Genomic DNA, 14,316 nt, shown 5'->3' on the forward strand with positions numbered 1-14,316 from the left:
AAATCTTGATTTTTTTCGTCAATATCCCTATCAATCGCATCAGCTTGGACGAACGACTTGGGTCATCCCTGGATAGAAAATTGCATTGTTGTAGACATTGACGAATTGTCGGTATATCTAATAAACATGTACGGCTTTTAATCAATCTGATCGGACTCGTCATGCCAGAACAAGAAGACCTCTACCTTTCGGCAGAAGAGGCGGCAGCCCTGCTCGGAATCAGCCTGCCGACGCTGTACGCCTATGTCAGCCGCAAAAATATCCGCTCCCTCAAGATCCCAGGTACGCCCAAGCGCCGCTATTGGGCCGAAGACATCCAGCGCCTGGTCAAGCGCCCGGTGGGAGAGAAACACGCGTCCAAGCGCTCGTCACCGTCGGACAGCGCGATCACGCTGATCACCGATGACGGCCTGTTTTATCGGGGCCATGACGTCATCGAACTGGCTGATCGCGCAACGGTTGAAGACGTCGCCGAATTGATCTGGCAAGTGCCTGGCGCGTTCGGCGCGTCGCTGCCTCGCGTACCGAAGGACAGCGTCAAGCTGTTAAAAATCTACGAACACATGTCCGCCCAGGAAAAAGCCATCGCGCTTTTCCCCTTGGTGCAACGAGAAAATCCCAAGGCCTTTGACCTTTCCCCTGACAGTTACGCCCGTACCGGCGCCGATGTCGTGAGGTGGTTTGCCGCATTGGTGGTAGGCGCCACCGAACCGAGTGCGCACCCCTTGCATGAATTCATCACCCGATCTTGCGGCGCCCCGCCTGAACACGCCGATCTGATCCGCCGCCTGCTGATCCTCAGTATCGATCACGAACTGGATCACACCACCCACAGCGTGCGCGTCGCCGCCACGACGGGTGCTACCCCCTACTACGCGGTCATCGCCGGACTCGCCGCTGCCCGCGGTCACAAGATTGCGTATGGCCGAAATGAAGCGGCCAGCAGGATGATCGAGGAAATCTGTACGGCTGCAGACCCTGCGCATCCTATCTTGCAGCGCTACAGCCAGGACGGGCACATTGTCGGGTTTGGCCCCAATGTCCATTCCATCAACGATCCACGAGCCAGTAATCTCATGGCGGCATTGACCACGGCGTTCGCTGGCGACCGCGAGTTCGAAAAGCTGCAGAAAGCCTTTGCGGTGGCCTCGGAGCTCGTTGCGTACCCACCAGAATTCATCCTTCCGGTGAGTTTCATCGGTCGTAAGTTCGGGCTGCATGGGCAGGAAATTTCATTGGCGGGCGTCGGACGCCTGATCGGCTGGATAGCCCATGCCAGCGAGCAGTACAACCAGCACCATGACACCCGCCCTCGCGCCCGTTACGTAGGGACTTTGCCAACGGCCACCACGACCGGCCGCTGCTAAGCCCCGCTTGGTCGCTCCTTTTGCGAGAACGCGTTGAAGCGACCGACCGGCTATGAAACAGCCATTGCCTTAAACAGTGGCTGGAACCGGGTTTGTTTCTCAAGGCCAGCGACGAACCCAAGCACTTCGGCCTGCGCCGACGCGTCGATATGCGGCATGGCCATGCGCCGGAATTTACGTTCGAAATCACCATCGGTCATCGGCGTTTCGACTGACCCGGGCCCGGTGATCATCTCGCTCACGATGTGCTCGCCGCAAACCAGGGTCACGCTGACACGGTTGGCCAGATGCCGTGGGAACAGTGCGGTCAACGCCGGATCCTCAACGACGCTGACCTTGTCCATCAAGGCAATCGCCACCGGATCGGTAATTTTTTCAGGGCAATACGAGCCCACCGTGATGTCACCATCAAGCAAGGCCCGGACCACGTTATAAGGCAGGCTGTGGTCTGCCGTTTCCCGGGTTTTCGGCAACCATTTCTCCGGCGTATCCGCCAGTACCCGACGGTTGAATTCTGACGTTTCGATCGTAATGGCAGCGATGTCCTTCACCCCGTCGATGCGCTTGCGTATATCAAGCGCGGCCCAGACGGCAGTGTGCAATTCACCATTGGTAGGGAATGTCTTGGTCAGGGAGCGCCGTATGATGTAATCACCGTTGTCGGGCGTCGCAAAAAGATTCGTATCCAGTTCGAATGGTCCCGAAACCTGCTTGAAGAACCCCATCTCACCTTCAAACACCGGCGACGGCCCCGTCATACCATGGCGCGCCAACTGTGCGGCGAAAATGGCATTGCGCGCGGCGTTGGCGGCAGAACAGCCCTTCCAGTCGGACAACGCGCCACTGCGCACCTGACGCATGGCCAGGTGGCCGCTCAAGGCGATGTTGATCGCTTGTTCCGTCTGCGCCACGTCCAGCTTCATTAAATGAGAAGCGGCAGCCGCCATTGCGACGTTGATGTAATTGACGTGGTCCCAGCCCCGCCTGTTCAAGCTTGCCGCATCCTGCAAGCGCATCTGGATTTCATAAGCCAGGACGATGGCCGAAATCAGTTCTGCCCCGGTGGCGTTCTCGGCTTGTGCCACGGCGAGACAGGCTGGAATGTTGTCACTGGGATGGCCCGGTTCCAGGCCCATATAGCCGTCGTTATAGTCCAGGAAACGGACCATCAGGCCATTGACGAACGCCGCAATTTCCGGCGTCGTTTGCAGATGCGTACCGAATACGCTGGATGATTTCGCGGTATTGGCGGCGGCGTAACACACGGCGGCCTTGACCGGATCAGCCCTATAGGCACCCAGCATGCACGCCAGGCTGTCGATAAACCGCTGGCGTACGAGGTGGATGATGGCTTCGGGCAGGTGCTGTTTTCTGAATTCGTGGGCATAGCGGGCAAGCCGCATCGCAACGGTCGAGTCCGTCATAACTACCTCGGGTTGAATAGGTGGGTCAGTCCTCGTCCATGAGGCGAACAGATCAAGGCGCGCCGTCGCGCCCACCGGCTCAGTCGATGACCACGTCAAGCAAGCGGACGTATTGCTGGCCGGCGTGCATGTCACGCTCGACCATTCCGCCTTGTGGCGTTGTACGGGGATATGAAATCTTGACCATTTCCAGATTCGGCACCGCAATGCGCTTGACCCGTTCGGGATCGGTGCCATAGAGACTGGCGAATTGCGCGGGGGACAGCGCTGCACAATCGGAATAACGCTCGAAATTCTCGGGCCCATTGAAAAAAATATCGAACGTAATCCAGAACGGCCCGGCTTGTTTGGATCGAACATGCCGACAGACATCACGCAACTTAATCATTGTGCAAGCTCCTTCATTGCGGTCAACGTGTCCACCCCATCAACCCATGTCAGGCGTACCAACTCCATGGGATTCTCAAGTTGCACCACGTGATTCAACTTGAACTCATAAATTTGCCCTCGGGGTATATCCGCAGGGGTAAAGGCGAATCCGTACGAAGGCAATTCCTTGCCCATGACACTGGGATAATGAAAGAAGTAGGGATTACAGGCATGAGCAATCGTATTGGCCATTTCCTGAGAGGCGGCAGTGGCTACAAACAACATGCCTATTTCAGGCGGCGGCATTGTTCCGGAAGGTGGTTTTACACCGGTGACGCCATTCCAGCCATACATTCGCAGGGAAATATGAAACTCGCCCAACTCTTCGGCTGGAATGGATTGACGGGTTCGTGTATAAAGCGCCTCGAGCAAACGATCATGAAACCCATCTATATCATTGAGCACATCCGGGTCCTGGATGCCCACCAACATGATCGTTTGATATAAACCAGCGGCGGCCCCTTCCAACTTCATGGTGTAGGGCATTTTTTCCCAGCACGAGCCTTCCACTCGTACGGCACGCCCATTTACAGCGATATAACGCGCCTGGGCCACATTCAAGACACCGCCAGGCTCCACCAACCGGAACGGATCGCTGTTTTCATAGAGCATGTGGGCCGAGACGCTATGGGGTGTACACTGGTTGTCCCGGCTCAACGGCTCGACTTCGAAGCCGTTGGCATCGACACTCAGCAAGATGCCCGATCCGAGCGTGGGGTTGACGGCGCACTGTACGCCACATTCGCCCGTCTTGCCGGCATGCCAGGACGGTCCCCAGGGCGCGCCTTTCCAGATGGGATAACAGGCAATGACTGCAGTATCGGTCGCGCGGCCGGCCAATATGATATCGGCACCGCCGTCCAGAGCGGCGATAAAGGGTTCTACCCCCAGCGCCGCGACAATGTGTTCACAACTGTCCACCGTGGCGTCTTCCAACTCGCCATGAGGCGGGAGCGGCTTGATACGACCTGCTGCATTGAGTTTCTTGATGGTGCCTTTGTCTTGCTCGCAATAGATGAGCGCAATTTTCGGTGACACGCCCAACTCCCTGGCGATTTCCAAGGCAATATCACGCGTCCAATTCAGATTGAGATCACCGCCCGCCTGCCCCGCGGTCCCCACAATGATCGGCACGCCGGACCTCGCCTGGGCTTTCATCAATATCGTCAGGTCACGCTTGACCGCGCCTCGGTTGTTCTTGGATTTTCCAAGTGCAAGATAAGCCGCACCGCTATCCGTTGAACCTGCGTCCGTGGCGATTACTTGCGCCCCGGCGGCCAGCCCATAGGCAATTTCTTCTTCCCGCACACCCGCGCCCAAAGAACCACAGGGCACGATAACTTTTATACAACCTTCAAATAACTGCGCCATAACAACCTCTTCTAGACCACTCAGTGCGCCAATAATAATGGCTGCAATTGTGCTGACAAGTGGACAGAATTTATCCATATATCATTAACCAAGAAACTACGATTCAGGCACTTCAGGAATAACCTGATCGATATGGCAGCCAGGCTACGGAGCACATTTTTTATTTCCAGACCGGTGTGTTAAAAGCTTATCTCCGCGGAGTGTTCGATGGGCACTTGCATGGTAAGTGCATGAACTTTTAGCGTATCCATTACACGCTGACACCGATAACATCATTGGAATCATCCAGGCCATGAGACGCAAGCCTACCCAGCGAGAACAATCCTTGTTACCGGAGGACCTGCGGGTGTTCCTCACCGTTATCCGCAAAAACGGCTTTGGCAATGCTGCCGAGGCGTTGGGATTTTCGCCTGCGTATGTCAGCAAGCGGATCTCCGTCCTGGAGGCCGCGCTGGGCGCGAAGTTATTGCACCGTACGACCCGACGTGTCGCATTGACCGACGACGGCGAACGTGTCCGCGTCTTCGCCACTCGGCTCCTGGGGGATATGGATGACTTCATCAGCGAGCTGACCGACTCCCGCCAGCAATTGCAGGGGTGTTTGCATATCTGCAGTTCTTTCGGGTTTGGTCGTAACCACGTTGCGCCCGCGATTGCCGCGCTGTCGCACCTGTACCCTCGAATGGAGATACGCCTGGACGTGTTCGATCGCATGGTCGATATCGTCAATGAAGGCTTCGATCTCGAAATCAGGGTGGGCTACGACCTCCCTCAACAACTTCTGGGAAAAAAACTCGTGAGTAACCGCAGGGTGCTCTGTGCAACTCCTGGGTACCTGGAAAAGCACGGCGTACCGGCGTCCCTGGACGATCTGGTCCGGCATGATTGCCTGGTACTCAAGGAACGTAACAACGCCTTTGGCATCTGGAACCTGACGAAAGACGGCGTTGAAGAGTCCATTCGAATCAACGGCCCGCTTTCATCGAACAATGGTGAGATTGTGCTGCGCTGGGCTTTAAGTGGCGCCGGCATCCTCCTGCGCTCTTTATGGGACGTGAAGCCCCTGCTTGAAAGTGGACAGCTGGTGCACGTGCTGCCTGACTACGCCCAGAATGCCGATGTCTGGGCCATTTACCCGACACGGCTCAGCCAGTCCGCCAAGCTCAGGGTGTGTATCGAGTTTTTCGAGCAACATTTCAAGACTATCGCCCTCGTTTGAAGGTCCGGCAGCCACGGGTGGCAAGCGCACCTGGGAACTCAGTTCAGCCACGGATTTTCGGCGTAGTGACGCGTTTCGAAATCACGTATCTGCGCCGCCCGCTGCAAGGTAGCGCCGATAGCGTCCAACCCTGACAACAACGATTGCTTGCACAGGGCATCGATGGCGAACTCGATGACCGAACCATCACTTAGCCAAATCCGCTGATTCGGCAGATCGACACTGATCGTCGCGGTTGCCCCATTGTTCACGACACGAGCCAGTCGCTGTAACTGCGATTCGCAAAGCTGTATCGCGAGCACACCATTACGCTGACAGTTGTCATAGAAGATGCCGGCGAAGCGAGTGCCGATCAGTGCACGGATCCCCAATTGCTTGAGCCCCCACACCGCATGCTCGCGGCTGGAACCACAGCCGAAGTTGGGCCCGGTCACCAGGAAATTGGCCCCGCTCCACGCCGGTTGGTTGAGGATAAAGTCTGGGTTTGGTTCGCCAGACTCCAGAAAACGCAGGTCGAAAAACACGCCCTTGTCCAAACCACTTCGATCAATCCCCTTCAAGAACTGTTTGGGCATGATGACGTCGGTATCGATGTTCGATGCGAGCAAAGGCGCGGCTTTTCCGGTCACGATCTCAAAAGGTTGCATGGTTCAAGCCTCCTCGGCCAACAGGCGTACGTCCGTCAGGCGCCCTCGGATGGCCGCAGCGGCAACCATTGCCGGGCTCATGAGATGAGTCCGTGCGCCCGCCCCCTGACGACCTTCAAAGTTTCGGTTGGTGCTGGACGCGCAACGATCACCCGCAGCAAGCACGTCGTCGTTCATCGCCAGGCACATCGAGCACCCGGATTGACGCCATTCAAAACCGGCATCGAGGAAGACCCTGGCCAAACCTTCCTCTTCAGCCTGGGCACGCACCAGCGTTGATCCGGGAACGATCATCGCGCGCACTGTCGAGGCGACTTTCCTGCCTCGCACCACCCGTGCCACGTCACGCAAATCTTCGATGCGCGCGTTGGTGCACGAGCCGATGAACGCATGACTGATTTGCACGTCACGCAACGCCATGCCAGCTTCCAGGCCCATATAGGTCAAGGCGCGCTGCATGCCCTGGCGCAGGACCGGATCGGCGACGGTCGCCGGGTCTGGAACGTTGCCACTGACAGGCGACGCCTGGTCCGGGCTGGTTCCCCAGGTCACCATCGGCTCCAACGCATCCACGTCCACCAAGACTTCGCTGTCGAACACCGCGCCTTCGTCGGTGAAGAGCTCATGCCACTTTTTTTCAGCGACATGCCAGTGTTCGTCTTGAGGGGCACGTGGCTTGGACTTGACGTAGTCATAGACCTTGTCGTCGGGCGCCATGAAAGCCCCTCGGGCGCCCGCCTCCACCGCCATGTTGCAAATAGTCATCCGCGCCTCGACGCTCAACGCGCTGATGACCGGACCGGCGAACTCGATCGCGTACCCGGTCGCACCTGCTGCGCCAATCTTCTCGATCAGCGCCATGATGATGTCCTTCGAGGTGATGCCCATGCCCAGCGTGCCGGTGACTGTGACCCGCATGGTTTTCAGGCGCTTGTAGACCAACGTCTGCGTCGCCAGCAGATGCTCGATTTCAGAAGTGCCAATACCAAAACCAAACGCCCCCAGGGCACCGTAGGTCGTGGTATGGCTGTCGCCCGCGGCCACTACCATGCCGGGCAGGATAAAGCCCTGCTCCGGTGCGACCACGTGCTCAATCCCCTGGCGCTTGTCCAGCACATCGAAAAGCTCGATGCCGAACTCCCGACAGTTCTCCTCGAAATATGAGACCTGCAAGGCGCCACCGGCATCAGGCATGGCCGCGATACGGTTCGGGCTGGTCGGGTTGACGTGGTCGACGACCGCCAGCGTCGCGCGAGGACGCCAGACGCGGCGCTTGGCCTCGCGAAGCCCGCTGAAGGCTTGAGGACTGGTGTATTCGTTGGCCACCTGGCGGTCGATATAAAGCAATACATGCCCTTGATCGTCCAGGGTCGCGACAGTGTGGCTATCGATGTGTTTCTGGTAGAGGGTGCGTGGGCTGTTCATTGCGATGCGCTCTGTTGTGCCGGGTCACGGATGAACAAAGGATATTCGCAATGAAAAGCCCATCAATGGCCTTCAGGTGATGGCATGGAACACGGTTCGTGAAGAATAAGGGCATTGGAAGTACGGCCGGGTATTTCCTTTGTCGGCAATGCCGGCCATACCAGACCCGATGTGGGAGCGAGCTTGCTCGCGATGAGGCCCGCCCTGCCAATACTTCATTGCCTGACCCAGCGCCTTCGCGAGCAAGCTCGCTCCTACAGGGAGGATCTGTGACTATCCACGCTCGGCCGACACGCCTTTCACCCGCGCCAACAGCACCTGCAGGGGATGAAGCACCGCCACACCCTCTTGCCGCTTCACCTGGCTGCGGCAGGAATATCCATCGGCGACCACTCTGCCCGACCGGTTGAGTTTCTGCAGGAGCGGTTTCCAGGACTGCCCGTAGATCGTGTCGGAGGTTCCAGCATTTCGCGCTTCATGCCCGTAGGTGCCCGACATTCCGCAACAACCGCTGGCTTGCACTTGAAGCGTCAGGCCCATGCGCTGGAAAATCTTCTGCCATTGCCCGATGCTGCCCGGCTCATTGGTCTTTTCCGTGCAATGGGGCAGGAAGTGGTAAGGCTCTCCCTCCTCCACTGCTGCATCTTCCGGCAGCGCATCAATCAGCCACTCCTGCGCGAGCAACACCTGGGGAGCGTTGCCGGTATCCAGTGTCTTGGCATACTCCTGTCGATAGACCAGGGTCATCGCCGGATCGAGCCCCACCAATGGCACTCGATACTGCTGGAGGCTGAGCAAGGTCTGGCCGTTGAAGCTGGCGGCCTTCTCGAACGCTTTCAGGAAACCCTGCACCTGAAGCGGTTTGCCGTTGGGCGCGTACGGGGCCAGGAAGACTCGGTAGCCCAGCCTCGAGATCAGCTCCACCCAATCAACGAGCAATGGCGTTTCAAAAAACCGGGTGAAAGCGTCCTGAACGAGGATGACACTTTTCTCGCGCTGCTCAGCGCTAAGCGCGTCCAGGCGCTCCGGAGTTGCCACCTCCACGTTCCAGCGCCGGCACACGGCGGCAAAATCCACCAGGCTGAGCAGCGGGCTATCGACCATCCCGGCTACACGTTCGAGCCCCCAGCGGATCGGCCGGGCACTCATCACGAAGTTGTACAGCCGCGGCATCTTGGCGAGATACGGAACCGTGTATTCCAATGAGCCAATCAGGTAGTCCTTGAGGGGACGCAGGTAGCGACTGTGATAAAGCTCAAGGAAACGCGAGCGGAACTCCGGCACATTCACTTTGACAGGGCATTGGCCCGCGCAGGATTTGCAAGCCAGGCAACCGCTCATCGCCTCGTAGACTTCGTGGGAAAAATCTGGCTGCCCCATCTTCCGGGCCAGGCTATTCACGGCCCGACGCGCAACGCCCGGTGCCCCGCCAGCCTCTCGAACCCGCTCGCTGGCCGCCAATACATCGACACCCTGCTCGCCCTGCAACCTCAACCATTCCCGGATCAGCGAGGCCCGCCCCTTGGGCGAGTGAATGCGATTGCGCGTCGCCTTCCAGGACGGGCACATGGCGTCATCAGGGTCGAAGTTGTAGCACGCGCCATTGCCATTGCAATGAACCGCCGTGTCATAGCTTTGCCAGACACGTTCATCGATGGTGCGATCCAGGGCACCGCGCATGTCCACTTCATCGACGCGGGTCAATCGCGCGCCGGGCACTGTCCTCGGGGTGGCGATCTTGCCTGGGTTGAGTTGGTTGAATGGATCGAAAGCCGCCTTGAGCGCTTGCAACGCGGGGTACAAATCACCGAAGTAATCGGGCACGTATTGCGACCTCAAGCCCTTGCCATGTTCGCCCCACAACAGTCCGCCATACTGTTGCGTCAAGGCCGCGACCGCATCGGAAATCGGCCGGATCAAGGCGGCCTGGTCCGGGTCCTTCATGTCGAGGATCGGCCGCACATGCAAGACACCGGCGTCGACGTGACCGAACATGCCGTACTGCAGGTCATGGCCATCGAGCAGTGCACGGAACGCCTGAATGAAGTCCGCCAGGTGTTCGGGTGGAACAGCGGTGTCTTCGACAAAGGGCTGGGGCCTGGCCTCGCCCTTGACGTTGCCCAACAACCCCACGGCCCGCTTGCGCATCGCATAGACACGCTCGAGCGCATCGGCGCCGATGGCCAGTGTGTGGCCCAAGCGGACCACGGAAGTATCGCGCTGCAGGTGCAGGACGAACTCATGAACCTGCTGCTGAACCGCCGCTTCGTCATCCCCGCTGAACTCGATGAGATTGATCCCGAGCGTCGGCGTATCAGGGTTTTCTGGGAAATACTCGGCGACGCCGTGCCAGACAATGTCCTTCATCGCCAGCATCAGAACTTTCGAGTCCACGGTCTCGATCGACAACGGCTTCATTGCCATCAACGCCTTCGCGTCACGCAAGGCATCCATGAACCCGGCGTAACGCACGTTCACCAGGATGGAATATTTCGGAATAGACAGGACGTTCAGTTTGGCTTCGACGATGAAGCCCAGGGACCCTTCGGAGCCGCAAAGAACGCTGTTCATATTGAAGCGCCCATCGGGTTCGCGCAGATGGGCCAAGTCATAACCGGTCAGGCAACGGTTAAGTTTCGGGAAGGTGTCCCTGATCAGCTCGGCGTGGGTATCGGCAATGTCCAACGCGCACTGGTAGACCTCCCCCACCCGATCCCGGCGTTCGACCAGCGCCGATAACAGCGCGGCATCGACGGCTGAACTGGTGAGAAGATCACCGCCCAGCAACACCGTCGAAAGTTCGAGCACGTGATCGCGCGTCTTGCCGTAGGTGCAGCTGCCCTGGCCACTCGCGTCCGTATTGATCATGCCGCCAATCGTGGCGCGGTTCGACGTCGAGAGCTCGGGGGCAAAGAACAAACCGTAGGGCTTGAGCGCTGCGTTCAGCTGATCCTTGACCACACCGCTCTGTACCCTGACCCAGCGTTCTTCGACGTTGATTCCCAGGATGTTATTCAGATGGCGGGAAAGGTCGACCACCACACCATCGGTGAGCGATTGCCCGTTGGTGCCGGTGCCTCCACCGCGCGGCGTGAGCACGATTGCACGGTGCGCCGGTTCGGCGGCCAGGCGTGACAGGATCATCACGTCCTGTTCATCCAGGGGGAATACCGCCGCTTGGGGCAGGCGCTGGTAGATGGAATTGTCGGTGGCCAATACCGTCCGGTCGCCATGGTCGCGGGCAATCTCGCCTTGGAACCCCGCCACTTGGAGCGCATTCAGAAAAGCGTCATAGGTCGCTTTCTGGGGATCAGGAGGCGATAACCGGGCAATCATGATGTATTCCTACAGGCTGAAAAGCTAATCTATGCATTCACATTACGTATGCTCAGTACAGGACGTATCGAGCAGCTGCATAAGGTTTTCATGATTCTTGCCTTCCTATACGGTCGGAGCAAACGTAATTCCTGCTGTTTTTGCATGAGCTTTATGAATGAACCCTAGACGCCTGACACCCTCGATGTCGCTGCTGGTTGCCTTTGAGGCCGCCGCACGCCACGGCAGCTTCACCAAGGCAGCGGAAGAGTTGGCCCTGACGCAAAGCGCCGTCAGCCGGCAGGTGCAGACCCTGGAGGCGCAACTTGAAATCGAACTCTTCCGCCGCGAAGGCCGAAAGATTGAATTGACCGCCGCCGGCGCGCTGTATCAGCACGAACTGGCGGCCGCATTGGGGCGTATTCGAAGCGCAACGTTGCAGGCCATCGCCTACAAGAGCGACAGCGGCCCATTGAACCTGGCCGTGCTGCCAACCCTCGGTTCCAAATGGCTCCTGCCGCGGATGCATGAATTCTATGCCAGGCATCCGGACCTGCTGGTGCACATACATTCGAGGATCATCCGCGAGGACGTTCAATCCTCCACCCACGACATGAATGCAATCATCTGCGCGGGCTCGGGGGAATGGCCTGGCTACATTGCACATCAGTTGCTCACGGAAAAGCTGGTGGTGATCGCCAGTCCGACCGCACTGCCCGAGTACCGGGCAATGTCGCCGGAGAACGTTGCCGAGCATGCCTTGCTGAACGTTGTATCAAGGCCGGGTGTCTGGTCGGACTGGTTCGACAAGCACAATGTCGACCACCGCAACATGCGATCCGGCCCGAGCTTCGAACTCACGGCCCACCTGATCCAAGCCGTGTCCGCGGGTATCGGGATTGGGCTGGTTCCACAAATCCTGGTCCAGGATGAACTGAAGAGCGGCGATCTGGTTGCGCTGTTTGAACCGATGGAAAGTGGACGCCGCTATTACCTTGTCTACGCGAGCCGATACCAACACCTGCCGGCGTTGAAGGCCTTCAGTGCCTGGCTTCTGTCGTTGCCGTTTCCTGACAACTGAGGTCGCCCTCACCCATTGCCAAGCATCTGCCACAACGACGCCCCCACCCCGGTAATGCTCTCCCCGGCAATCAACCCCGCCGCCGCGGTAATGGCGAAGCGCTCCGTGAGGCTCGGCCAGCGACAGCTTACCAGCCACGTCAGCACCGCACCGAGCGCCATCATCAAGGACACCGAGGCCGGCAGGACGAAGGCCAGGCCCAGGGCCGCCGTGCTTGGCAGGTAGCGGGCCCGATGCGCCGGCATCAGGCTGTCGAGGATCCCCAACAACAAACCAACCAAACCGCCGATGAAAATCGCCCAGCGAATGCTCGCTGACAATGAATCCAGGCCCAGGGTCAGGGTTTGCGCCACGGCCTTCCAGGTGGCGACCGCCGGGGCCGGCCACTCTTCGGTGAGCAGCATGGTTTGCGGATCCGGGATCAGGGCCAGATAAGCCAGCACGCCGACGATGCTACCGATGAAAATGCCCAGGGTCTGGGCGATCAATTGCTTGCTCGGCGTGGCGCCAATCGCCCGTCCGACCTTGAAGTCGTTCATCAAGTCGGTGCACTGCCCGGCCGAACCACCGGCGGTGTTGGCGCTCATCAGATTGATCGGCACCTGGCCCGGGGCGACGATGCCGAAACTCAGTTGGGACAATTGCCCGATGGCCCCGATCGGCGGAATACCCGTGGCACCGACCACCCGAGCGGCCACTGCCGCCAGGCAGATCGCCAGGGGAATGGTCAACAAGGCCATCCACGGGTTGATACCGAACAACAGCACTTGCAGGCTGATCACCAAGATGATCGACAGTGCGAAACCGGCGGCAGGCCCAGGCTTGGGTATCGTCCAGATCGCCCCGCCGCCCGCCTTGGTGGACCGGTGCAATGCCCACAAGCGAATCGCCAGTGAGGCCAGGGTCGAACAGACCATCAGGCTCACCCCCGGCCAGAGCAACCACTCCACCAGCGCCGCGAACTGCGGGCCGCTGCTGCCGTGCGGCAACTGCACCAAGCCCTGTTCCAACAGCCACGGCGCCAACCCGCCCCACGCCAGCACAGCACCGAGCAGCAGGGTCAGGCCCACGCGAATACCGATGATCCCGCCGAACCCCACCAACAGCAGCGAAGGGTCCGCGGTAAAGGTCAGGCGCTCCAGTTGAGCGCTCGGAGACCAGCGCGGGATGGCCCACATGAAGGTGTCGACCGCCTTGACCAACCCGGACAGCAACGCGGCGCTGAGAAGTACCTTCAAACGCGTCGCGGCTTCGTGGCCATGGTTGTAGATGTGCAGCAGCGTTTCCAGGGTGGCCATGCCTTCGGGAAACTTCAGCGCCTTGTCATTGAGCAGTGAGGGTCGCAGGTACCAGGCGATCCAGATCCCCAGGAAACTCACCGAAAAGACCCAGGCCACCATGGGAATGGCATCCAACTGCTGGCCGGTCAGCAGGGTGTAGGCCGGTATGGGCGCGACCAGCCCACCGGAAATGATCGACGCCGCGGCAGATGCCACGGTCTGGTTGATGTTGCTTTCGTGCAGCGTCCAGGGCAGTCGCCCCACTGATCGACTGGTCAGGCCTTGCCAGATGCCATAGCCGATCAGCAAGGCAATGATCGACATGTTGAACGACCAACCAATCTTCAACCCGGCGTAGACATTGGAAGGTGTCAGCAGGATACCGAGGACGATTCCCGTACTGACCGCGCGCGGGCTGAGCTCCCGTTCGACGGCGGCGCTCAAGGGGGATGTGGATGGGGTTGGGTGCATGCGAAGTCCTTATCGGCACTAGGGCAGCCGCCAGATCAGACTGATCCCTGTGGGAGCGAGCTTGCTCGCGATGACGGTGGATCAGTGACGGGGATAGAGACTGATACTCCGTCATCGCGAGCAAGCTCGCTCCCACAGGGTCATGTAAAGCGGCAACTCAATAACTGAACGCAGTATTGGCGCAAGGTTCACATGCCAAAGGGAAGCCCTGGCAAGCGTGCTTGCCAGAATCGTCAACCCACGGGCAGGAAGTGAGGCATGTCGCGAGCGCTGCCAAGGGCCAGGCG

General features: G+C 59.0%; 10 protein-coding genes. 3 read left to right on the top strand and 7 right to left on the bottom strand.

Annotated features, from left to right (window positions below; genetic code table 11):
- Positions 1–161 precede the first annotated feature (161 nt).
- Entirely contained in the window at positions 162–1,367 is a 1,206-nt protein-coding gene (locus tag BT125_RS02650; protein ID WP_072405055.1) for a citrate synthase, read from the top strand.
- 50 nt (positions 1,368–1,417) lie between these two features.
- Here BT125_RS02650 and BT125_RS02655 read toward each other — a convergent pair whose 3' ends face one another.
- The 3 genes from BT125_RS02655 to BT125_RS02665 all read right to left on the bottom strand — a co-directional run bounded on the left by BT125_RS02655 (position 1,418) and on the right by BT125_RS02665 (position 4,669).
- Positions 1,418–2,791 (bottom strand): MmgE/PrpD family protein, encoded by a 1,374-nt coding sequence (locus tag BT125_RS02655; RefSeq protein WP_170866798.1) that lies wholly within the window; start codon positions 2,789–2,791, stop codon positions 1,418–1,420.
- A gap of 79 nt (positions 2,792–2,870) precedes the next feature.
- Entirely contained in the window at positions 2,871–3,179 is a 309-nt protein-coding gene (locus BT125_RS02660) for a DUF4387 domain-containing protein (protein ID WP_072405056.1), read from the bottom strand.
- Entirely contained in the window at positions 3,176–4,669 is a 1,494-nt protein-coding gene (locus tag BT125_RS02665; RefSeq protein WP_256573697.1) for an acyclic terpene utilization AtuA family protein, read from the bottom strand. Before BT125_RS02665 ends, BT125_RS02660 begins: the two co-directional genes overlap by 4 nt.
- A 214-nt stretch (positions 4,670–4,883) precedes the next feature.
- Between BT125_RS02665 and BT125_RS02670 the strand changes: the two genes are divergently transcribed.
- Positions 4,884–5,810, top strand: a complete 927-nt coding sequence (locus BT125_RS02670) for a LysR substrate-binding domain-containing protein (protein ID WP_072405058.1) — start codon at positions 4,884–4,886, stop codon at positions 5,808–5,810.
- Positions 5,811–5,848: 38 nt separating this feature from the next.
- Here the strand turns inward: BT125_RS02670 and leuD are convergent, their stop codons facing one another.
- From leuD to BT125_RS02685, 3 genes are all read right to left on the bottom strand, one after another.
- On the bottom strand, positions 5,849–6,457 hold the full coding sequence (gene leuD, locus BT125_RS02675; protein WP_072405059.1) for a 3-isopropylmalate dehydratase small subunit: 609 nt from the start codon (positions 6,455–6,457) through the stop codon (positions 5,849–5,851).
- Positions 6,458–6,460: 3 nt separating this feature from the next.
- Positions 6,461–7,882, bottom strand: a complete 1,422-nt coding sequence (gene leuC, locus BT125_RS02680) for a 3-isopropylmalate dehydratase large subunit (protein WP_072405060.1) — start codon at positions 7,880–7,882, stop codon at positions 6,461–6,463.
- Between the two features lie 273 nt (positions 7,883–8,155).
- Positions 8,156–11,218, bottom strand: coding sequence for a D-2-hydroxyglutarate dehydrogenase YdiJ (locus BT125_RS02685; protein ID WP_072405061.1), 3,063 nt, complete (start codon positions 11,216–11,218; stop codon positions 8,156–8,158).
- Between the two features lie 157 nt (positions 11,219–11,375).
- Here BT125_RS02685 and BT125_RS02690 point away from each other — a divergent pair, with 157 nt between their 5' ends.
- Positions 11,376–12,278 carry a LysR substrate-binding domain-containing protein gene (locus BT125_RS02690; RefSeq protein WP_072405062.1) on the top strand — a complete coding sequence of 301 codons (903 nt, stop codon included), beginning with the start codon at positions 11,376–11,378 and terminating at the stop codon, positions 12,276–12,278.
- A gap of 8 nt (positions 12,279–12,286) precedes the next feature.
- Here BT125_RS02690 and BT125_RS02695 read toward each other — a convergent pair whose 3' ends face one another.
- The gene (locus BT125_RS02695; protein ID WP_072405063.1) at positions 12,287–14,029 is read right to left on the bottom strand and encodes an OPT family oligopeptide transporter; all 1,743 of its coding nucleotides are present in this window, start codon (positions 14,027–14,029) and stop codon (positions 12,287–12,289) included.
- Positions 14,030–14,316 lie beyond the last annotated feature (287 nt).

It is taken from the genome of Pseudomonas sp. NFACC04-2, from assembly GCF_900119265.1.
Classification (GTDB): Bacteria; Pseudomonadota; Gammaproteobacteria; order Pseudomonadales; family Pseudomonadaceae; genus Aquipseudomonas; species Aquipseudomonas fluorescens_AA.

What these genes read in the sequence shown, in the direction of transcription:
- BT125_RS02665 (WP_256573697.1), bottom strand. Translation starts at nt 4,669, where the DNA reads ATGGATAAATTCTGTCCACTTGTCAGCACAATTGCAGCCATTATTATT.
- BT125_RS02690 (WP_072405062.1), top strand. Translation starts at nt 11,376, where the DNA reads ATGAACCCTAGACGCCTGACACCCTCGATGTCGCTGCTGGTTGCCTTT.
- BT125_RS02695 (WP_072405063.1), bottom strand. Translation starts at nt 14,029, where the DNA reads ATGCACCCAACCCCATCCACATCCCCCTTGAGCGCCGCCGTCGAACGG.
- BT125_RS02655 (WP_170866798.1), bottom strand. Translation starts at nt 2,791, where the DNA reads ATGACGGACTCGACCGTTGCGATGCGGCTTGCCCGCTATGCCCACGAA.
- leuC (WP_072405060.1), bottom strand. Translation starts at nt 7,882, where the DNA reads ATGAACAGCCCACGCACCCTCTACCAGAAACACATCGATAGCCACACT.
- BT125_RS02685 (WP_072405061.1), bottom strand. Translation starts at nt 11,218, where the DNA reads ATGATTGCCCGGTTATCGCCTCCTGATCCCCAGAAAGCGACCTATGAC.
- BT125_RS02660 (WP_072405056.1), bottom strand. Translation starts at nt 3,179, where the DNA reads ATGATTAAGTTGCGTGATGTCTGTCGGCATGTTCGATCCAAACAAGCC.
- leuD (WP_072405059.1), bottom strand. Translation starts at nt 6,457, where the DNA reads ATGCAACCTTTTGAGATCGTGACCGGAAAAGCCGCGCCTTTGCTCGCA.
- BT125_RS02650 (WP_072405055.1), top strand. Translation starts at nt 162, where the DNA reads ATGCCAGAACAAGAAGACCTCTACCTTTCGGCAGAAGAGGCGGCAGCC.
- BT125_RS02670 (WP_072405058.1), top strand. Translation starts at nt 4,884, where the DNA reads ATGAGACGCAAGCCTACCCAGCGAGAACAATCCTTGTTACCGGAGGAC.